General features: G+C 26.9%; 18 protein-coding genes and 1 riboswitch. Of the genes, 15 read left to right on the top strand and 3 right to left on the bottom strand.

Annotation, left to right across the window (positions count from 1 at the left end):
• The 9 genes from Q0G30_RS12045 to Q0G30_RS12085 form a co-directional block, all read left to right on the top strand.
• On the top strand, positions 1–1,007 hold a 1,007-nt coding region (locus Q0G30_RS12045), incomplete at its 5' end, for an aminotransferase class I/II-fold pyridoxal phosphate-dependent enzyme (protein ID WP_294390334.1).
• 23 nt (positions 1,008–1,030) lie between these two features.
• Positions 1,031–1,213, top strand: a riboswitch (cobalamin riboswitch).
• A gap of 320 nt (positions 1,214–1,533) precedes the next feature.
• Complete coding sequence (locus Q0G30_RS12050) at positions 1,534–2,463, top strand: ABC transporter substrate-binding protein (protein ID WP_294390336.1); 930 nt, start codon at positions 1,534–1,536, stop codon at positions 2,461–2,463.
• Positions 2,444–3,475 carry an iron ABC transporter permease gene (locus Q0G30_RS12055; protein ID WP_294390341.1) on the top strand — a complete coding sequence of 344 codons (1,032 nt, stop codon included), beginning with the start codon at positions 2,444–2,446 and terminating at the stop codon, positions 3,473–3,475. Before Q0G30_RS12050 ends, Q0G30_RS12055 begins: the two co-directional genes overlap by 20 nt.
• Positions 3,476–3,486: 11 nt before the next feature.
• Positions 3,487–4,242 (top strand): ABC transporter ATP-binding protein, encoded by a 756-nt coding sequence (locus Q0G30_RS12060; RefSeq protein WP_294390344.1) that lies wholly within the window; start codon positions 3,487–3,489, stop codon positions 4,240–4,242.
• Between the two features lie 33 nt (positions 4,243–4,275).
• Positions 4,276–4,938: a diphthine--ammonia ligase gene (locus Q0G30_RS12065; protein WP_294390349.1), complete on the top strand. Its 663-nt coding sequence runs from the start codon at positions 4,276–4,278 to the stop codon at positions 4,936–4,938.
• Positions 4,931–6,412, top strand: a complete 1,482-nt coding sequence (locus Q0G30_RS12070; protein WP_294390351.1) for a cobyric acid synthase — start codon at positions 4,931–4,933, stop codon at positions 6,410–6,412. The genes Q0G30_RS12065 and Q0G30_RS12070 overlap by 8 nt, the downstream gene beginning before the upstream one ends.
• A 383-nt stretch (positions 6,413–6,795) precedes the next feature.
• The gene (locus Q0G30_RS12075; RefSeq protein WP_294390353.1) at positions 6,796–8,181 is read left to right on the top strand and encodes an ABC transporter substrate-binding protein; all 1,386 of its coding nucleotides are present in this window, start codon (positions 6,796–6,798) and stop codon (positions 8,179–8,181) included.
• 126 nt (positions 8,182–8,307) lie between these two features.
• Positions 8,308–9,150: a sugar ABC transporter permease gene (locus tag Q0G30_RS12080; protein ID WP_294390356.1), complete on the top strand. Its 843-nt coding sequence runs from the start codon at positions 8,308–8,310 to the stop codon at positions 9,148–9,150.
• Positions 9,150–10,025, top strand: a complete 876-nt coding sequence (locus Q0G30_RS12085; RefSeq protein ID WP_294390359.1) for a carbohydrate ABC transporter permease — start codon at positions 9,150–9,152, stop codon at positions 10,023–10,025. Before Q0G30_RS12080 ends, Q0G30_RS12085 begins: the two co-directional genes overlap by 1 nt.
• Positions 10,026–10,124: 99 nt before the next feature.
• On the opposite strand, the gene Q0G30_RS12090 is transcribed toward Q0G30_RS12085, so the two are convergent.
• Positions 10,125–11,504 (bottom strand): GntP family permease, encoded by a 1,380-nt coding sequence (locus Q0G30_RS12090; RefSeq protein WP_294390364.1) that lies wholly within the window; start codon positions 11,502–11,504, stop codon positions 10,125–10,127.
• Positions 11,505–11,658: 154 nt separating this feature from the next.
• Between Q0G30_RS12090 and Q0G30_RS12095 the strand changes: the two genes are divergently transcribed.
• The 3 genes from Q0G30_RS12095 (at position 11,659) to Q0G30_RS12105 (ending at position 13,719) form a co-directional block, all read left to right on the top strand.
• On the top strand, positions 11,659–11,787 hold the full coding sequence (locus Q0G30_RS12095) for a hypothetical protein (RefSeq protein ID WP_279324976.1): 129 nt from the start codon (positions 11,659–11,661) through the stop codon (positions 11,785–11,787).
• Positions 11,788–11,923: 136 nt separating this feature from the next.
• Complete coding sequence (locus Q0G30_RS12100; protein ID WP_294390367.1) at positions 11,924–12,322, top strand: GntR family transcriptional regulator; 399 nt, start codon at positions 11,924–11,926, stop codon at positions 12,320–12,322.
• Between the two features lie 2 nt (positions 12,323–12,324).
• Complete coding sequence (locus Q0G30_RS12105) at positions 12,325–13,719, top strand: PH domain-containing protein (RefSeq protein ID WP_294390372.1); 1,395 nt, start codon at positions 12,325–12,327, stop codon at positions 13,717–13,719.
• A gap of 81 nt (positions 13,720–13,800) precedes the next feature.
• Here Q0G30_RS12105 and Q0G30_RS12110 read toward each other — a convergent pair whose 3' ends face one another.
• The gene (locus Q0G30_RS12110) at positions 13,801–14,691 is read right to left on the bottom strand and encodes an SDR family oxidoreductase (protein WP_294390376.1); all 891 of its coding nucleotides are present in this window, start codon (positions 14,689–14,691) and stop codon (positions 13,801–13,803) included.
• 283 nt (positions 14,692–14,974) lie between these two features.
• Positions 14,975–15,937, bottom strand: a complete 963-nt coding sequence (gene uvsE, locus Q0G30_RS12115; RefSeq protein ID WP_294390379.1) for a UV DNA damage repair endonuclease UvsE — start codon at positions 15,935–15,937, stop codon at positions 14,975–14,977.
• Positions 15,938–16,192: 255 nt separating this feature from the next.
• Here uvsE and Q0G30_RS12120 point away from each other — a divergent pair, with 255 nt between their 5' ends.
• The 3 genes from Q0G30_RS12120 (at position 16,193) to nudC (ending at position 19,692) form a co-directional block, all read left to right on the top strand.
• Positions 16,193–16,759 (top strand): zinc dependent phospholipase C family protein, encoded by a 567-nt coding sequence (locus Q0G30_RS12120; protein ID WP_294390382.1) that lies wholly within the window; start codon positions 16,193–16,195, stop codon positions 16,757–16,759.
• 147 nt (positions 16,760–16,906) lie between these two features.
• Positions 16,907–18,850 (top strand): TetM/TetW/TetO/TetS family tetracycline resistance ribosomal protection protein, encoded by a 1,944-nt coding sequence (locus tag Q0G30_RS12125; protein WP_294390386.1) that lies wholly within the window; start codon positions 16,907–16,909, stop codon positions 18,848–18,850.
• A 14-nt stretch (positions 18,851–18,864) separates the two neighbouring features.
• Positions 18,865–19,692 (top strand): NAD(+) diphosphatase, encoded by an 828-nt coding sequence (gene nudC, locus Q0G30_RS12130; RefSeq protein ID WP_294390389.1) that lies wholly within the window; start codon positions 18,865–18,867, stop codon positions 19,690–19,692.
• Positions 19,693–19,822: the final 130 nt, after the last annotated feature.

Below are 19,822 nucleotides of genomic sequence, written 5' to 3' on the forward strand. Positions count from 1 at the left end.
TAGACTTTTCAGCTAATATAAATCCTATAGGATTAAATGAAAATATTAAAGCTGCTATGATAAATGCAATTGATAAAGTAGTTAAATATCCAGATATAACTTATTTTGATTTGAAAAATTCTATTGGAGAATTTGAAAAATTAGATATAAGTAATATTACATTGGGGAATGGTGCGGCAGAAGTAATATTTAATATTGTACGAGCCTTAAAGCCACGAAAAGCATTATTGCCAGCACCAACTTTTTCAGAGTATGAAGAAGCAATTAGAAGTATTAATGGTGAAATAGAGTATTACAAACTAAAAGAATCTAATGATTTTAATTTAGACGATGAATTTATTGATAAAATAAAAGATGATATAGACATAATTTTTATTTGTAATCCTAATAATCCAACAGGTTGTCTAACTACAAAAGAATTTATAAGAAAAGTACTAAATAAAGCGTTAATTACCAATACAACAGTAGTTATAGATGAATCTTTTTTAGATTTCATTAAACCCAATGAACTGTATTTAAGTAATGATTTACTAATGGATTATAAAAATCTTATAATTATAAAGTCATTGACTAAATTTTTTGCTATTCCTGGTGCAAGAATAGGATATGGACTATGCTCAAACAATGAAATAATAAATGAAATTAATAAAATTATAGTACCTTGGAGTGTTAATGTAATAGCTTCAGAGGCAATTATTCAAGGATTAAAAGAAAAAGATTATATTGATAAAAGTATAGTATATGTAAAAAATGAGAAAGAATATTTATATAGTTCTTTAAAAGAAATTGATAGTTTAAAGGTTTTTGAGCCAAGTGTAAATTTTATAATGTTTAAATTATTAATAGATTTAGATTTAAAAAGTGAGCTTATAAAACGAAGAATATTAATTAGAAGTTGTGATAATTATATTGGGTTAACTAATAGCTTCTATAGAGTAGCTGTTAGAACTAGAGACGAAAATAATAAATTAATTAGTGAAATAAAAAATATTTTATTTGACAAATAAAATACAGGAATATATAATCAGTATGAATTTAAACCATAATAGGTGTTTATAATCTTAATAGGGAATTAGGTTAAAATCCTAAGCTACCCCAGTAACCGTAAAACTGACGAAATTCATTTAATTTGCCACTGCATAATGATTGCGGGAAGGTATGAAAGGTAGGATGAAGTTAAGCCGGGAGACCTGCCTACTATGATGAAAATATTATCTTCTGAGGGTGAGATAATAGATACAAGTAATAGATAATGGGGTTAATATACTTTACTTATATGAATTTTAAATATTTGGAATTTATCTTAACAAGCTAAGATGTTAAGTTTATTTTCTGAACATTAATCTAAAAGGATATATTAATTAAAAAATTATCAAAAATTATTATGTATTTTGGAGCGCTCTCGTAAGAGAAGCGCTCTTTTTAGTTAGGAATATAATTATTAAATAATTTAGTATATAAATATATAAGTTTTAATTTATACTACTAACTAAATTAACACCACTCTAAAATGAAAATTTAGGAGGAATTGTAATGAAAAACACAAAAAAACTTTTATCATTAATGGCTATTTTTGTAATGGCTATGATGATATTTGTAGGATGTTCAAACAAACCTACAACAATGCAAGATAGAGAAGGAAATGAATTTAATGTTCCTAAGGAAGTAAATACTATAATATCTACTGCACCGTCTAACACTGAGGTATTAGTAGCTTTAGGCTTAGCTGATAAATTAGTTGCTGTAGATAAATATTCAGCTGATGTTGAGGGAATAAGTGAAGAGTTACCTAAAATAGATTTTAGAAACCCAGATGCAGAAGCTATTATAGCTTTAAATCCAGATATAGTTATTGCATCAGGACATAATAAGGTTGGGGATGAAGATCCATTTGCTTTAATAAAAGAAGCTGGAATTCCAGTTGCATATATTCCAAGTAGTTATAGTATTGATGGGATATATGAAGATATTGAATTTATAGCTAATTTAACTAATACAGAGAAAAAAGGTAAAGAATTAGTAGATTCAATGAAAAAAGAAGTAGAAAAAATAAAAGCTATAGGCGATAAAATTACAGATAAGAAAAATGTTTATTTTGAAATTGGAGCTGGTTCAGGATTGTATACATTTGGAAATGGAACATTTTTAAATGAACTTATTGAAACAGTTGGAGCAACAAATATATTTGCAGATGAAAATTCATGGATAACAGTAACACCAGAAGCTGTTATAGATGCTAATCCAGATGTTATTTTAGCAAATTCTCCAGGAACAAATGAAGCTGGTTTAACTGCAATTGAAGATATAGAAAGCAGAGATGGATGGGACACAATAACTGCAGTACAAAATGGAGATGTTTATTCAATAGATAATAATGCATCTTCAAGACCTTCACAAAATGTAATAAAAGCATTAAAGGAAATAGCAAGAGCTATTTATCCAGATGAATACAAACAATTATAAAAATAAAATATTATTAATATTATCAATTCCATTGATATTGTTAGTTATAGGTATTGGAACTTCTCTTGGAAGTTCCAATATTAGCATATTAGATACTTTTTCTATACTAGGCAATAAATTTTTTAATGTCCCATTAGCAAATGGAATTGATCCAAAGCAAGTAGCTATCATTTGGAATTTAAGATTACCAAGGGTTTTACTTGCATTTATGGTAGGAGGATCTCTTGCTGCAAGTGGAGCTATAGTGCAATCTGTTTTAAAAAATCAATTGGCATCACCATATACATTAGGAATATCATCAGGTGCTTCATTAGGAGTAGGAATATTAATTATAACGGGAGCATCAATATCTGTATTAGGAAGATTAACTATGCCCGTAGTAGGTTTTTTATGTAGTTTAATTACTATGGTAATAGTATTAAAATTTTCTGAAAAAGTTGATAGAGGAATGTCTAATACAACTATAATATTAGCCGGTATGGTAATATCATTATTTTTTAGTGCAGTATTAACTACTATTTCAGCATTGGCTCAAGATAAAATGCAAAGTATAATTATGTGGTCAATGGGATCATTTTCTATGAGAGGATGGAGTTATGTAAAAGCAGGTTTACCATTTTTTGTTATAGGTATTCTAGGCGTATCCTTTTATTTTAAAGAAATGGATGTATTAACCTTTGGAGAAGATGAAGCAAAAGCTATTGGAGTAGATACAAATAAAGTTAAAAGGAGATTATTTTTATTTGTGGCAGTTCTTACAGGAAGTGCTGTTGCGCTTAGTGGAACTATAGGGTTTATAGATTTAATTGCTCCACATGTTGTTAGAAAAATATTTGGATCGAAGCATGCTTATGTTATACCGATGTCAGTGGTATTAGGTGGTTGTATGATGATAATTACTGATTTAATATCAAGAACAATAGTAGCACCGTCAGAATTACCGGTTGGAGCAATAACAGCATTAATTGGTGGACCATTTTTTGCTTATATATATTTTAAAAAGTCAAAGTAGGAGATGTTTTAATGCTAGAAATAAAGGAAGTTAGATGTGGATATGACAATAAAGAAATTGTTAAAGGTGTAAGTTTTAATGTTGAGCGTGGAAATAATCTTTGTATAGTTGGACCTAATGGCTGTGGTAAGAGTACTCTTTTAAAATCCATTGCTAATTTATTAGATTATAAAGGAAATATAAAGCTTGATTCAAAGGAAATTAGTAAATTAAATAGAAAAGATTTAGCAAAGAGTGTTGCATTAATGACTCAAGCTAGCAATATATATTTCCCATATACAGTTTATGAAACAGTAGCTTTAGGAAGATATGCACATTTAAAAGGCGTATTTTCAAGAATAAATAAAGAAGATGATGAAATAATTCTTAAAAGTATAACTAATGTAGGCTTAATGGATATTAAAGATAAATTAATAAGTGAATTATCAGGAGGACAATTACAAAGAGTTTATTTAGCTAGAGCATTTGCACAGGATCCAGATGTAATTCTTTTAGATGAACCTACAAATCACTTAGATTTAAAATGTCAAATAGAAATATTAGATTATCTAAATAAATGGACTAAAGAAAATAATAAAATTGTTGTTGCTGTATTACATGATTTAAACTTAGTTCAAACTTTTGGTGAAAAAGTAGTAATGATGAATAATGGTAAAATTATTAGTTCAGGAACGCCTAAAGAAGTATTAAGTGGAGAAAAGTTGAAAGAAGTTTATGAAGTAGATGTAAAAGGATTCATGATTGATGCTTTAGAAAAGTGGAAGTAGTTATTTATAATATTAATAAGGGATGGTATTCTTATGAAGAAGTTTATAATGTCATATAGTTGCGGAAAAGATAGTACTTTAGCATTATATAGAATGATAAAGAAGGGGAATACTCCAGCAGCTTTACTTGTAACAGTAAATAAGGAAGAAAATAAATCTTGGTTTCACGGAATTCCTGAAAATTTAATAAAAGAAGTATCTAAATCATTAGATATACCTTTAATATTAGTAGAAACTAAAGGTAATGATTACGAAAGTAAATTTACTGAAGCATTAATTAAGGCAAAAGATAGCTTAGGAATTCATTCATGTGTATTTGGAGATATAGATTTAGAAGCACATAGAGAATGGTGTACTGCAAGATGTAATGAAGCAGGAATAGAAGCAAACTTTCCTTTATGGCAAGAAAATAGAGAAGAGTTAGTTTATGAATTTATAGATAGTGGTTTTAAAACAGTAATAAAAAATGTAAAGCTTGAATGTATGGGAGAAGATTTCTTAGGAAAAGTTTTAACAAGAGAAGTAGTTAAAGATATAAAAGAAAAAGGATCAGATGCTTGTGGAGAAAATGGTGAGTATCACACATTTGTATATGATGGCCCAATATTTAAATATCCAATTAAATTTCAACACTTGAATATTATTAAAAATGAAACCCATGGTTTCTTAGATGTAAAGGAAAGTAAAAATGAATAAGATAATGGTTTTAGGCACAGCTTCAGGTGTAGGTAAAAGTACAGTAGCAACAGCATTATGTAGGTATTATAAGAATAAAGGTTTTAAGGTAGCACCATTTAAAGCATTAAATATATCATTAAACTCTTATGTAACTGAAGATGGATTAGAAATGGGAAGGGCACAAGTTGTACAAGCAGAGGCCTGTGAGTTAAAGCCTATGGCATATATGAATCCTATATTATTAAAACCTAGTGGAAATAATAAAACACAAGTCATTGTTAATGGAAAAGTTCATTGCACTATGGATGCTTATAAATATAAAGAGTTAAATAAAGAGCTAAAAGAAATTGTTAAAGAGACCTTTGATAGCTTTTCAAAAGATTATGAAGTTATGATATTAGAAGGGTCAGGCAGTTGTGCTGAAATTAATTTAAGAGAAACTGATATAGCAAATATGTCAATGGCAAAAGCAGCAGATGCAGATGTAATATTAGTTGCAGATATAGATAGAGGAGGAGTTTTTGCATCAGTTTTAGGTACTTTAATGCTTTTAAATGAGGATGAAAGAGCTAGAGTAAAAGGTGTTATTATAAATAAATTCAGAGGAAATGTAGATTATTTTAAGGATGCAATGAAGCAGTTAGAAGATATTATAAAAGTACCAGTCCTTGGAGTATTACCTTATTTTGAATTAGATATAGAAGATGAGGATAGTGTAACTGAAAGAATAAAAAATAAAGATATAACAGGATTAGATATAGCAATAATAAGATTACCTCATATGTCAAATTTTACTGACTTTAATAATCTAGAAAGATTGAATGATGTTACTATAAGATATGTAAATAATGTTGAGGATATAAATAAGCCAGATTTAATAATAATACCAGGAACTAAAAATACTATAAATGATTTAAGATTTATAAAGGAAAATGGAATTTTTGATAAAATAAAAGAGCTAGAAAAAGAAGGGACAATTATACTTGGGATTTGTGGTGGATATCAAATGCTTGGTAGAAATATAAGTGATTTAAAAGGGATTGAAGGGGAAGTTACTTCAGAAATGGGATTTAATCTTCTTGATATAGAAACTATTTTTAATGAGGAAAAAAGAACGAAACAAGTTAATGGTATTATTAAAAATGCTTGTAATATATTTAAATCTTGTATTGGAGTTAATGTTAAAGGTTATGAGATTCATAATGGTGTTACAAAAGTTAAAGATGAAGATTCAGTTTTCATAAAAGGTGAAAATGATGAAGTTCTAGGTGTTTATAATAAGGAAAAGAATGTTTTAGGAACTTATTTACATGGGATATTTGATGACAAAGATTTTTTATTGAATTTTATTAATGATATTAGAGAAACTAAAGGGTTAAAGGTTATAGAAAAGGAATTGTTAGATTATAGAGTTTATAAATTAAATCAGTATGATGAATTAGCTAAGATATTTGAAGAAAATATTAATATAAGAAGAGTAATAAATATATAGTTACTTAGTAGTTTTAATTTTTTATATAAAGGATATTTAAATTAAGAAGTAGTAAAAATAAATTAAGCTACTTCTTTTTATTTATGAAATATACAATAAAAGAAATTTCGTTAACGGTTTCACCAATAAAAAACATAAAAAATATTAAATTAAAATATAAACGTTACTAAAAAAGTAAAAAATGTAAAAATATTTAATTGAATTGAATTTGATTCAAAAATAATATACAATAATTCTGTAAAGGAAATAAATGTAAATAAAAATATTTTTTTAATGCTTGTAAGAAACGGTTACGATAACTGTTCCAGAAAGTTTGTTGATATATAAATATTTTTACAAATATTTTATATAGTAAAGTAATTATTTTAAGGGAGAGGGAGTTTATGAAGATTAAAAAACTATTAGCCATTGCACTTACAACAACATTAGTGGCAAGTGCTTTTGTAGGATGTGGAAGTAAAGAGAAAAGTGATGACGCCACAAGTACTTCTGCTAATGAAACTACAGAAACAGAAATTTATTTTTTAAATTTTAAGCCTGAGATTGCAGATGTATATAAGAAGATTGCTGAAGATTATGAGGATGAAACTGGAGTAAAAGTGAAAGTTGAGACTGCAGCAAGTGGTACTTATGAACAAACATTAAAATCAGAAATAGCAAAGAAAGATGCTCCAACAATATTCCAAATTAATGGACCAGTTGGATATGAATCATGGAAAGATTATTGTCTGGATTTAAAAGATACAGATCTTTACAATCATTTACTTGATAAAAGCTTAGCAGTTACAAGTGGTGATGGAGTATATGGTATACCTTACGCTGTTGAAGGATATGGAATTATATATAATGATGAAATAATGCAAAAATATTTTGCACTAGAAAATAAAGCAACAGACGTTGAATCCATGAAAGATATTAATAACTTTGATAAATTAAAAGAAGTTGTAGAAGACATGCAAGCTAATAAAGATAAATTAGGAATTGAAGGTGTTTTTGCATCAACTTCAATGGCTGCTGGTAATGCATGGAGATGGGAAACACATTTAGCAAATATACCACTATATTATGAATTTAAAGATAATGCAGGTGAAGGTAGAGATTCATTACAAGCTGGATTAGATGCTAATGAAATTGAATTTAAATATAATAAAAATTTCAAAAATATATATGATTTATATACAAACAATTCAGTTTCAGAAAAAGGTGTTTTAGGAAATAAGAGTGTAGATGATTCAATGGCTGAATTTGCTTTAGGTGATTGTGCTATGGTTCAAAATGGTAACTGGGCTTGGTCACAAATAAGTGGCATAGATGGAAATACTGTTAAAGAAGAAAATATTAAATTTATGCCAATATACACAGGTATGCAAGGGGAAGAAAATCAAGGACTTTGTATAGGTACTGAAAACTATTTAGCTATTAATAGTCAAGCTTCTGAAGAAAAACAACAAGCTTCTATTGATTTTCTAAATTGGTTATTTACAAGTGACACAGGAAAGGCTTATGTTACAGGTGATTTAGGATTTATAGCTCCATTTGATACATTTAATGATGATGAAAAGCCTGCTGATCCATTATCAAAAGAAGTTATTAATTGGATGGAAAAAGAAGGTGTAGAAACAGTTAAATGGACTTTCCAAGCATTCCCAAGTCAAAACTTTAAAGATACTTTTGCTGGTGCTTTGCTTGAATATGTTCAAGGTACTCAAGATTGGGATTATGTTGTACAAACTGTAAGAGATTCTTGGAAGGCTGAAAAAGCTGAATAATATTTAAATAAAGGCAGCATATGGATATGTGCTGTCTTTAATATTAAAAACGTATTAGCTTATAAACATACAGGAAAAATGTTAATAACATAATATAAATATAATTTTGTATGGGGGGAAGAGAATATGCAAAAGAGTATGAAAAAATATTTTTGGTTGTTTGCGCTACCTACATTAATAGCTTTTGCAATAGCATTTTTGATTCCATTTATAATGGGGATTTACTTGTCTTTTACTAAATTTACTACTGTAACTAATGCAACATTTGTAGGGTTAAATAATTATAAGAAGGCATTTTCAAGTCCAGAATTTATTAATGCTTTAATTTTTACAACTAAATTTGTTATTGTATCAGTTATAACTGTTAATGTATTTGCTTTTGCCTTAGCATATCTTTTAACTAGAAAGTTAAAAGGTACTAATATATTTAGAACTGTATTTTTTATGCCTAATTTAATTGGAGGAATAGTTTTAGGATATATATGGTTAATAATTCTAAATGGAATTCTTAATTACTTTGGTGTTAATTTAACTTATGATCCTAAGTATGGGTTTTGGGGATTAGTTGTTTTGCTTAATTGGCAACAAATTGGATATATGATGATTATATATATTGCAGGTATTCAAAATATACCAGGAGAATTAATAGAAAGTGCTAAAATTGATGGAGCATCTAAATGGATGACATTGAGAAAAATTACAATTCCACTAGTTATGCCATCAATAACTATATGTCTTTTCTTAACTATGTCAAATGCATTTAAGTTATTTGACCAAAACTTAGCATTAACTGATGGAGCACCAGGAGGAAAGACAGCAATGCTTGCTTTAGATATATATAAGACATTCTATAATAAAGTTGGTTCAGAAGGAGTAGGACAAGCAAAGGCAGTAATATTCTTCTTAATAGTAGCAGTAATAATGTTACTTCAATTAAATATCACTAGAAAGAGGGAGGTTGAAAATTAATGGAAGCAAAATTAAATACTAAAAAGGATATAGAATTAAAATATACTCCTAAAAAGAAAAATAATATAGTACTTTATATTATTTTAATAGCCTTATCAGTACTATTTTTAGCACCTATATTTATAGTATTATACAATTCATTTAAAGGTAAATTATATATAAGTAGGACCCCTTTTGCTTTACCAAATACAACAACTTTTTCTGGATTAGATAATTATATAAGTGGTATAGAGAAAACCGGATTTATTTCTGCCTTTGGATTATCTGTATTTATAACTGTATTTTCAACAGCTGTAATTATTTTATTTACATCAATGACAGCTTGGTATATTACAAGAGTAAAATCAAAAATCACAAGCTTTCTATATTACTTATTTGTATTTTCTATGATAGTACCATTTCAAATGGTTATGTTCACAATGAGCAAGATAGCAAATATTCTAAATCTAGATAATCCCATTGGAATTATAATTATATATCTTGGATTTGGAGCAGGACTTTCTGTGTTTATGTTTAGTGGATTTGTTAAATCAATTCCTATAGATATTGAGGAAGCTGCTATGATAGATGGATGCAATCCAATACAAACATTTTTCTTAATAGTATTACCTTTATTAAAACCAATATCTATTACAATAGCTATTTTAAACGTAATGTGGATATGGAATGATTATTTACTTCCTACTTTAGTTTTAGGTTCAGATTATAAAACATTACCTATGGCTGTACAATATTTGCGTGGTGGATATGGTGCTGTTGATATGGGGGCTATGATGGCTGTTTTAGTTCTTGCTATTATACCAATAGTAATATTCTACTTAGTTTGTCAAAAGCATATTATAGAGGGTATTGCAGCTGGAGCTGTAAAAGGATAAATAATAAAAAATATATCTCTATTTATTGATAAGTTAAATTTATTAATAAATAGAGATTTTTTTATTACAATAATATACTATTATAATTTATTATTTTTATTAAAAAGCAAATCTTATAGAAACTATTGCTACTATAATTATTGTAGTTAAAATAGGTATAACAACCGATGTCACAAATATATCTTTATAGCTTTGTTTATGAGTTAATCCGCAAATAGCTAAAGTTGTTATAACAGCTCCATTATGAGGTAAAGTGTCTAATCCACCTGAAGATAAAGATGCAATTCTATGAAGTATTTCCGGGGAAATAGAAAAATTTTGACTCATTTCAACAAAGGTTGGAGCAAGAGCAGATAATGTTATTCCTAATCCACCAGATGCAGAGGCTGTAAGACCACAAATTATATTTACAGAAATAGCTTCTGAAATAATTGGATTAGAAGAAATATTCATAATACTAGTTTGTATTGAGATGAAAATAGGCAATGCCTTAATTATACTACCATATCCAACTATAGCACTAGAATTTAATAAAGGAAGAAAAGAATTCTTAACTCCATCGCTAAGTGTATTATTTAAATTTTTAAGTTTTTTATAATTTAATAATATAATATAAACTATTGAGATTACTATAGATATTATTACACTCCATGTTCCAGAAACTTTATCTAGCGTAACCCCGTATTGTTCTAAATAACTTCCATCTATATGAGGATAATAAAATTTTGAAAGTGTAAAGTTAGTAATAAATATTATTAAAATAGGTATAATAGATACAATTACATTAGGTAATTTTTCATTAGAATCAATTTTATTTGTATCAGAATGATTACCATATCCCTCACCATTATCTTTTGCTTTTTTAGCTCTTTTTGTAAGCCATAGCATACCTAAAGTAAACATAATAATACTTGCTGTTATACCTATTAATGGGGCTGCAAATGTATCTGTACCAAAATAGCTCATTGGTATAACATTTTGAATTTCAGGTGAACCTGGCATAGCTGTCATTGTAAAAGTAAATGCACCTAGAGCAATAGTTCCTGGTATAAGTCTTTTAGGTATATCTGCTTCTTTAAACAAAATATTTGCTAATGGATATAATATAAAAGCGACAACAAATAAAGAGACACCCCCATATGTTAAAAGTGCTCCAGATAAAACAATTGCAAGAATTGCTTTATCCTTTCCTAGCTTTGTTGTAATAAATGATGCTATAGATTTACCATAACCAACTTCATCTATTAGTTTTGCAAAAATAGCTCCAGTTAAGAATAAAGGAAAATAGCTTTTTACAAAGTTAGCAAATCCACTCATGTAAACTTCTGTATAATTAGCCATTAAGTGACTATTAACACCAAGTGAAATTAAGATAGTTAATAATCCTACAATAGGAGCTGTAATTATAGTAGAATAGCCTTTATATGCAAGATACATAATAAGTGATAAAGAAAGTATTAATCCGATTAAACTTATCATTTGTTTTCTCCTTATATATAATTTACTAAATTTATTATATGTACTTAATCAAAAAAATAGTATATAATACATATTAAACAATAACAATTATTATATAATAAAATAGATATAAGTAAAGAGTTTTATGCTTACCTATATTAAGGAGTTAGTAAAAATGGACAAAAAAGATAAAAAACAAGTAGAGATAGAAGCACCCAAAAAGATAAAATATCAATGTTTACATACTAAGGAAGCAAGAGAATGTACTTGTATAAGAAGTAAGGGATTAGTTTTAAAAAAATAATATTAAGCAATATCAGTTAGTTTATAAGGCTAATTGATGTTGCTTTTTTATTTGTAAAAATTTCAATTTAATATTGTTTCTTTGTATACTTTGTATTATAATATATAATACAAAGTATACAAAGGGGTGAAAAATAATGATTATTAATTTAGATATGACTAGCAATATTCCTATTTATGTTCAACTTAGAAATGAAATTGTTATGGGAATTGGAAGAGGAGAATTAAAAAAAGGAGAAGGGCTTCCGACAGTCAGACAAATGGCAGAAGATATAGGTGTTAATAATATGACTGTTAATAAGGCATATACGATACTAAAAAATGAAGGATATATTGAAATAGATAGAAGACATGGAGCTAAGGTTAATCCAGCCATAGATACTAGTAAGGAATTTAAGGAAAAGTTAGAAAGTGAACTAGAACTTATAATTGCTGAATCTGGTATAAAGGGAATTGAGTATAAAGAGTTTATGAAAATGTGTGAAGATATTTATAAAAATATGAATGGTTTAAATGTAGTATGGAATGAGGGGTAAAGATGGGTATTTTTAATATTATTTGGGGGAGTATACTAGTAGTTGTTTTATTATCAATGTATTTTAACTGTAAATATATGATTAAAGGTGATAAAAATATTATTATAGGGGTAACAATTCCTTTCTTAGAGCTAAAAAATGAAAAAGTATTAAATATAATAAAGGATTTTAAAAGGGAGAATATTATTGGATATATAATAGCGACTATTGTATTTATTCCTTCATTTTTCTTTAAGTTTAATTCAAATCAAATAGTATACTTCTTTTTATGGTTAATTGGAGTAGAGATTTTTACTAAAAGGTTATTTATTAAATATAACAAAAAGTTAATGGAGCTTAAAAGGGAAAATCAATGGTTATTACCAAGTAAAAGATTAGTTACTATAGATACAGAAGTTACTAGATTAAAAGATAAGATGCCTGTATCAATTTTATGGTTTATTCCAAGTTTTATAATTTCATTAATTCCAATTGCAATAGTTTTTAATAATATAAAAGAATATGGAGCAAGTTTAGGAGTTGGATCAGCTAATGCATTAATAGGAAATATAATTTTCTTTATTATGTATAAAATATATTCTAAAGGAAAGACAGATGTAATCAGTGAGGATTCAAATGCTAATATAGCATATAATACTATATTTAAAAGAACATGGACATTAGGAACTATAACTGCAGCTACAACTCAAAGTATTGGTATGTTATTTATGTTTTTACTTCTTTTAAATAACAATAATAGTATAATATTATTTATTTTATCAATAGTAGTACCAGCAACAATTATTTTTATAGGTATATTTTATATAAATAATAAAATAAGAGAAGAACAAGGTAGAATATTAAATACATGTAAGAATCCTATTTATACTGATAATGATGAGTTTTGGAGTAAAGGAGTATATAATAATCCCAATGATAGATCTGTAACAGTTGAAGATAGGACAGGCTATGGAATTACTTATAATTTAGGAACTAAAAAGGGAAGAATAATTTATTATGGATCTTTAATATTTGCTGGAATAATTATTATAGGTACTACAGTAAGTATGGTAAGGTTTGATCATGCTAAGTTTACTTTAAGTATAGATAATAATATTGTTAAAATAAACGCACCAACTTATGGAACAAAATTTGATATTGATGATATTGAAGAAGTAGCAATGCTAGATAATCTACCTTCTGGAATACGAACAAATGGAGTAGGTGCATCAACATATAATCTTGGTAACTTCAGTATTAATGGTTATGGAAAGTGTAAATTATATGTTTATTTTGAAAATAAAAATTGTATTAGTATTAAGTTAAAAGATAATAGTTATATTTTTTTCAATGATAAAAGTAATGATAAAACACTAAAGTATTATAGTGAATTAGAAAAAGTACTAGAAAAAAGCTAAGAAGTTTGTAACAATTAAACAATACTATGTAAAATATTAAATCAAAAACGTATTGTAAGTACTATACAATACGTTTTTGATTTAACTATTTACAATTGTTCCACCATTTACATGAATTACTTGACCAGTAACATAGCTAGAATCATCTGATGCTAAGTATACATAGGCAGGGGCTAATTCAAATGGTTGACCAGCTCTCTTCATAGGAACATCAGAACCAAAGTTTTTTATATATTCATCGGAAAAGCTTGAAACAGTAAGGGGAGTCCAAATTGGACCAGGAGCTACAGCATTAACTCTTATTCCTTTTGTAACTAAGGATTGAGAAAGTGATCTTGTAAAAGTAACTACTGCTCCTTTAGTAGATGAATAATCAATAAGTTGTATATGTCCTTGATATGCTGTAACAGAAGTGGTATTAACTATTGTACTACCTTTTTTCATATGGCATAATGCAGCTTGAGTGAGATAAAACATTGGAAATATATTTATCTTATAAGTCAATTCAAGTTGATCTTGAGAAATATCTTCTATACTTTCTTGAGGAAATTGAACACCAGCATTATTTATTAATATATCTATTTTTCCAAAATCCTTAACAACACAATCAACTAAACTTTTGCAAAAAGATTTGCAAGAAATATCACCCATATATAATATACATTTACTCCCATAAGCTTCTACACAACTTTTAGTAGTCTTAGCATCTATTTCTTCATATAAATAAGAAATAGCAACGCTAGCTCCTTCTTTAGCAAAAGCTATTGCAATAGCTCTACCAATTCCGCTATCTCCACCTGTTATTAGGGCAACCTTTCCCTTAAGTTTTTCACTACCTTTATAGCAAGGGTTATCAAATATTGGTTTAGGGTTCATTTTAGCTTCAATTCCTGGTTGAATATCTTGGTGTTGAGGAGGAAATTTTTTTGGAAGTTTATCATAGTCTATACAATCATAATTTCTATTACTCATAAAATCTCCTATGAAATTTATATAATTATAAAATATGAATTAGATATTTTATATGTGAAAATTTATAGAAAGTGAAAATAAGATAATGTTATTATATAGTGTAGCTTGTTATTAATTAAATGAATTTTTTATAAATAAAAAATAGTAGCAACTATATTATAGGATGCTACTAGTTTTTAATGCTATTTGTCGAAATAACTAAAGTTGTATGGTGTAAAATATATTGCAGTATGTTTTACATCATACACTATTATTAACACTTTTTTTTAGTTTATACATAAAATTATACAATAAAAGTACTTTGATCTATCCATGTATATTCAGGTTTTAATTCTTTAATATCATCTGCTAATTTAAATAATGCTAAATCCTTTTCTTTACATTCAAGCATTATATCTATATCAGTATTAAAATGTTTAATATTTTCTAAAAAGTTTACAAAGTCTTGTGCATTAATAAAATCAGAATGTTTTCGATCATTTTCACCATCTCTAGGTGAAGAAAAATGAAGTTTTGGTGGAAGTTTTTCATTTTTCCAAGTAGTAAATATATCTGGAATTAAATCATATATGTTATCGTCTGTATTATTGCAATTATGATGATGAATATCTAAAACCATAGGTCTTTTTAATTCATTACATAGAAAAAGTGTTTCTTTAGCTGTATAAGTTTTATCATCATTTTCAATAATTATTTTAGATGTAACCTCTTCAGGAAAGGTTTTAAAATTAGTAATAAATCTTTCTATGCCAGCTTCTTTGCCATTTGTAGCTCCACCAACATGAATTACCATTTTTCCTAAATCATATTTAAAATCTTCAAACCATTCGGCTTGCCTTAATAAATTTATTTTAGTATTTTCAACAACTTTAGGATTAATGCTATTAATTACATTAAATTCATCAGGATGAGTATCTACTCTCATTTTAGAATTATTTATTAATTTTCCTACATATTCAAAATCCTTTTTTAAAAACTCTCTATGTCCCCAATATCCAACTTCAGGATGAGTAACTAAAGGGATTAAAGCAGAAGTAATTCTATAGAAATGAATATTATTTTCTATATTATATTTAATAATAGTTTCTAAATCCTTTAAATTAGAAGCAGCTACAGCTTTTAGCTTTTCTAACTTTTTATCAGGAAGAGTAATTTTGTTATAGTTTGAAAATGTTACCGTACTAGAAGCAGTAACTTTTTTACCAAGAGTTTTTGAAATAGCAACATATCCAAGTCTAATTTGCATAATTTTCCTCCAATAATATAAATAATAATAATTTTATTATGTGCATAATAAATCAAGCATATGTTTTAATTTTAGTCATAAATATTTAAATGTAATTTTTGTTGTAATATCTACATAATAGTTATATATAATAAAATATTACATATAATCCAAAATAAATTTAATTAAAGAACAATCAAAACTTATAAAAATGTTGTATAATAATATTGTTAGGATTATAGATTATTTTAAAGTCCTACCGAGGGGAGAAATCTTATGCTAGTAAACACACATTTAGTCATAGGTTCATATTGTTATAATTTGTGTAATAAAAAATATAATTTAAATATAAATAAAAAAAGATTTTTAGCAGGATGTATAGAACCAGATTTACACAAGAGAGCAAATAAGATTCAACACACATATAGTGTTTCAAAAGATAAAATGATTGAATATAAAGAATACGTTGAAAATAATGATTTAGATATTAATGAAGTATCATTTATTATAGGAAAAATAGCCCATTATATTGCAGATTGTTTTTGTAAATATCACTTAGAAGAATACTATGGTAAGGATATGAAAAAACATTTTGCATATGAAGTTAATTTGCATTTAATTTTAAGAAAAACCTTAAAGAGTAATGAAAATGTTTTTAAAAATTTACTAGATAATATAGATGACTCTGTAGATTATCTTGAAGAATTAAAGATAAGTAGGAAAGAGTATTTAAGTTTAGAGGAAGATGCTATAAATGATATATTATATACAACAAAGATGATTTGTCAGCTTTTATATTTAACACAAAAATACTTTATAAAAGCATTTGAGTCATATATTTGATTTAAGAAATATTTACACAGTAGTGGTAATATATAAATTACCATTACTGTGTTTTTTATTATAACAAAATCTTAAATAGTAATTATAGACAGTCATGATATAATTTAAATATAAAGTTATTTACTGTTTATAGAAAAAGGTGATTAGATGAAAAAAACAATAGGAGTATTAGCTCATGTAGATGCTGGAAAAACTACTTTTTCTGAACAAATTCTTTATCATACTAATGCAATTAGAAGTAGAGGAAGAGTAGATCATAAAAATTCCTTTTTAGATAGTCATGATATAGAAAAGGAAAGAGGAATTACAGTATTTTCAGATCAAGCGGTATTTGAAATAGAAAAATCAAAATATTATTTAGTAGATACACCAGGACATATAGATTTTTCTTGTGAAATGGAAAGAAGCATAAGTATTATGGATTATGCAATTATAGTCATAAGTGCGGTAGAAGGTGTACAATCTCATACAGAAACAGTATGGAGATTACTTAAAAAATATAATGTTCCTACATTTTTCTTTATTAATAAGTTAGATAGGACTGGAGCAAATTTAGATAATGCAATTAATGAAATAAAGACAGATTTAACTAAAGATGTTTGCTATATAGAAAATATTAGAGATATTAAAGATGATGTAATAGAATTTATAGCTGAAAGAGATGAAGAGTTATTAGAAAAGTATTTTAATGGAGAATATAATAATGATTTATGGATTAATAAATTAAGAATTTTAATTAAACAAATGAATATATTTCCATGTTTTTCAGGATCAGCGCTTCAAGATCAAGGAATAACTGAGTTTTTAGATTCTTTAGAAGAGTTAACAGTTACTAATTACAATGAAAATGACGAATTTTCAGGAGTTGTATATAAGATACGACATGATGATAATGGAACGAGAATTACATTTATTAAAGCTTTAAGTGGGATACTAAAGGTTAGAGATGAAATAAATAGTAGTAGTTCAAAAGAAAAAATAAGCACTATAAGAGTCTATAATGGAAGTAAGTTTTCTACAGTAGATAAAGTAGAGGCTGGTGATATTTTTGCAGTAACAGGAATTACAAGTTTAAGTGTAGGTGATGGAGTAGGAGCATTAAAAGAAAAGTTGAAGTTTAATATGATTCCAACCTTAATGTCTAGTGTAATTTTTGATAAATCATGTAATGTAAAAGAAGTATTAGGATATTTTAGAATATTAGAAGCTGAAGATCCTGCTTTAAATGTTATCTGGAACGAAACTCTTCAGGAAATACATGTTCATATTATGGGAAAGATACAATTAGAAGTATTAAAGGAAGTTATATTAGAAAGATTTAATTTTAATGTAGACTTTGGACCATGTGAAATAATATATAAAGAAACTATAAATAATATAGTTAATGGCTATGGACATTTTGAACCATTAAAACATTATGCAGAAGTACATTTGAAGTTAGAAAGTCTTCCTAGAGGATCTGGAATTGTTTTTGAAAACAAATGTCATTCTGATAATTTAACTACTGGACATCAAAATTTGATAAAAACTCATTTATTTGAAAGAAAACATAAAGGAATATTAACAGGTTCAGAGATTACAGATATTAAATTTACTCTTTTAACAGGTAGGGCACATAACAAACATACAGAAGGTGGAGACTTTAGGGAAGCGACCTTTAGGGCTTTAAGGCAAGGATTAGAAAAAGCAGATAATATATTATTAGAGCCATTTTATAAATTTTCAATAGATGTAGAGTTAGAATATATGGGAAGGGTTTTATCAGATATTCAAAGGCTTTGTGGAAATTTTAATCCACCAGAAACTAGTTTAAATAAAGTTAAAATAACAGGAAGAGGGCCAGTAGCAACTTTTATGAATTATAGTATGGAACTTGTTGCATTTACTAAAGGAAGAGGAAATATAAATTTAATATTTGATGGATATGATGTATGTCATAATAGGGAAGAAGTTCTTAAAAAAAGAGCTTATAACAAGAATGCAGATATAGAATATTCTTCAAATTCAGTATTTTGTTCTAAAGGGCAAGGCTTTATTGTACCCTGGAATGAAGTAGAGAAGTATATGCATTGTGAAATTATAGAAGAGTAGAGGAGTATAAATGTATGATTAATAACGATAATTATATGAATTTTATAGCAGATCCTAAATTCCCAGAGGGAAATAGAGATGAGGATTTATATTTTTTATTTCAAGATAAAATGATTCTAATTAAAGAAGATATGGGGAAGGTATTTATTCCAACATTTAAAGATATTAAAAAATTAATTGATGGCCTTGAGATAATGTATCATTTAGGTAAACTTAATGAAATACATTGTTTTTGTGGAGAAATAAGCTCATGTGTTAAGGTATCAGGAGAATTAAAATTTATTGCCTTAAGGCAAGGAACTGCTATTATAGATAAAGACATTGCTCCTATTTGTGGAAGAGCAGCTCAAATTATTCATTTCCATAAAACTAATAAGTTTTGTGGAATATGTGGTGGAAAAAATGATTTTGTTGGCTATGAGTTTGCAATGAAGTGTAATAAATGTGGATATATGAGTTATCCACAAATTTGTCCTGCAATTATAGTTGGAATAACTAAAGGTGATAAAATTTTATTAGCTAATAACAAAAATTTCCCAAAGGGGTTACATAGTAATATAGCTGGATTTTTAGATGTAAATGAAACACTAGAAGAATGTGTAAAACGTGAAGTATTAGAAGAGGTAAATATAAAGGTAAAAAATATTAAATATTTTTCAAGCCAACCATGGCCATATCCTAATTCTATTATGATTGGATTTACAGCTGAATATGAAAGTGGAGATATAAAGGTTGATGGTAAAGAAATTATTCATGCAGATTGGTATAGCAAAGATGATTTACCAATATTACCGGATGAAAATACTATTGCAAGAAAAATTATAGATGAACTTTTGAAATAAATTGCGCACCAAAGCGTTAATGTCGTGATGCCGAAAATTAATGATATAACCTCCATTAAGTCATATAATTTCGCTAAGAATTTATATTATTATTTCCATAAAATTAGCTAAAGCTTCGAAGTTCGCTATC

The organism is uncultured Clostridium sp. (genome assembly GCF_934754925.1).
GTDB lineage: Bacteria > Bacillota > Clostridia > Clostridiales > Clostridiaceae > Clostridium.

What these genes read in the sequence shown, in the direction of transcription:
- Q0G30_RS12060 (WP_294390344.1), top strand. Translation starts at nt 3,487, where the DNA reads ATGCTAGAAATAAAGGAAGTTAGATGTGGATATGACAATAAAGAAATT.
- Q0G30_RS12100 (WP_294390367.1), top strand. Translation starts at nt 11,924, where the DNA reads ATGATTATTAATTTAGATATGACTAGCAATATTCCTATTTATGTTCAA.
- Q0G30_RS12085 (WP_294390359.1), top strand. Translation starts at nt 9,150, where the DNA reads ATGGAAGCAAAATTAAATACTAAAAAGGATATAGAATTAAAATATACT.
- Q0G30_RS12070 (WP_294390351.1), top strand. Translation starts at nt 4,931, where the DNA reads ATGAATAAGATAATGGTTTTAGGCACAGCTTCAGGTGTAGGTAAAAGT.
- Q0G30_RS12120 (WP_294390382.1), top strand. Translation starts at nt 16,193, where the DNA reads ATGCTAGTAAACACACATTTAGTCATAGGTTCATATTGTTATAATTTG.
- Q0G30_RS12125 (WP_294390386.1), top strand. Translation starts at nt 16,907, where the DNA reads ATGAAAAAAACAATAGGAGTATTAGCTCATGTAGATGCTGGAAAAACT.
- Q0G30_RS12095 (WP_279324976.1), top strand. Translation starts at nt 11,659, where the DNA reads ATGGACAAAAAAGATAAAAAACAAGTAGAGATAGAAGCACCCAAAAAG.
- Q0G30_RS12055 (WP_294390341.1), top strand. Translation starts at nt 2,444, where the DNA reads ATGAATACAAACAATTATAAAAATAAAATATTATTAATATTATCAATT.
- Q0G30_RS12090 (WP_294390364.1), bottom strand. Translation starts at nt 11,504, where the DNA reads ATGATAAGTTTAATCGGATTAATACTTTCTTTATCACTTATTATGTAT.
- Q0G30_RS12110 (WP_294390376.1), bottom strand. Translation starts at nt 14,691, where the DNA reads ATGAGTAATAGAAATTATGATTGTATAGACTATGATAAACTTCCAAAA.
- Q0G30_RS12105 (WP_294390372.1), top strand. Translation starts at nt 12,325, where the DNA reads ATGGGTATTTTTAATATTATTTGGGGGAGTATACTAGTAGTTGTTTTA.
- Q0G30_RS12065 (WP_294390349.1), top strand. Translation starts at nt 4,276, where the DNA reads ATGAAGAAGTTTATAATGTCATATAGTTGCGGAAAAGATAGTACTTTA.
- Q0G30_RS12050 (WP_294390336.1), top strand. Translation starts at nt 1,534, where the DNA reads ATGAAAAACACAAAAAAACTTTTATCATTAATGGCTATTTTTGTAATG.
- nudC (WP_294390389.1), top strand. Translation starts at nt 18,865, where the DNA reads ATGATTAATAACGATAATTATATGAATTTTATAGCAGATCCTAAATTC.
- Q0G30_RS12075 (WP_294390353.1), top strand. Translation starts at nt 6,796, where the DNA reads ATGAAGATTAAAAAACTATTAGCCATTGCACTTACAACAACATTAGTG.
- Q0G30_RS12080 (WP_294390356.1), top strand. Translation starts at nt 8,308, where the DNA reads ATGCAAAAGAGTATGAAAAAATATTTTTGGTTGTTTGCGCTACCTACA.
- uvsE (WP_294390379.1), bottom strand. Translation starts at nt 15,937, where the DNA reads ATGCAAATTAGACTTGGATATGTTGCTATTTCAAAAACTCTTGGTAAA.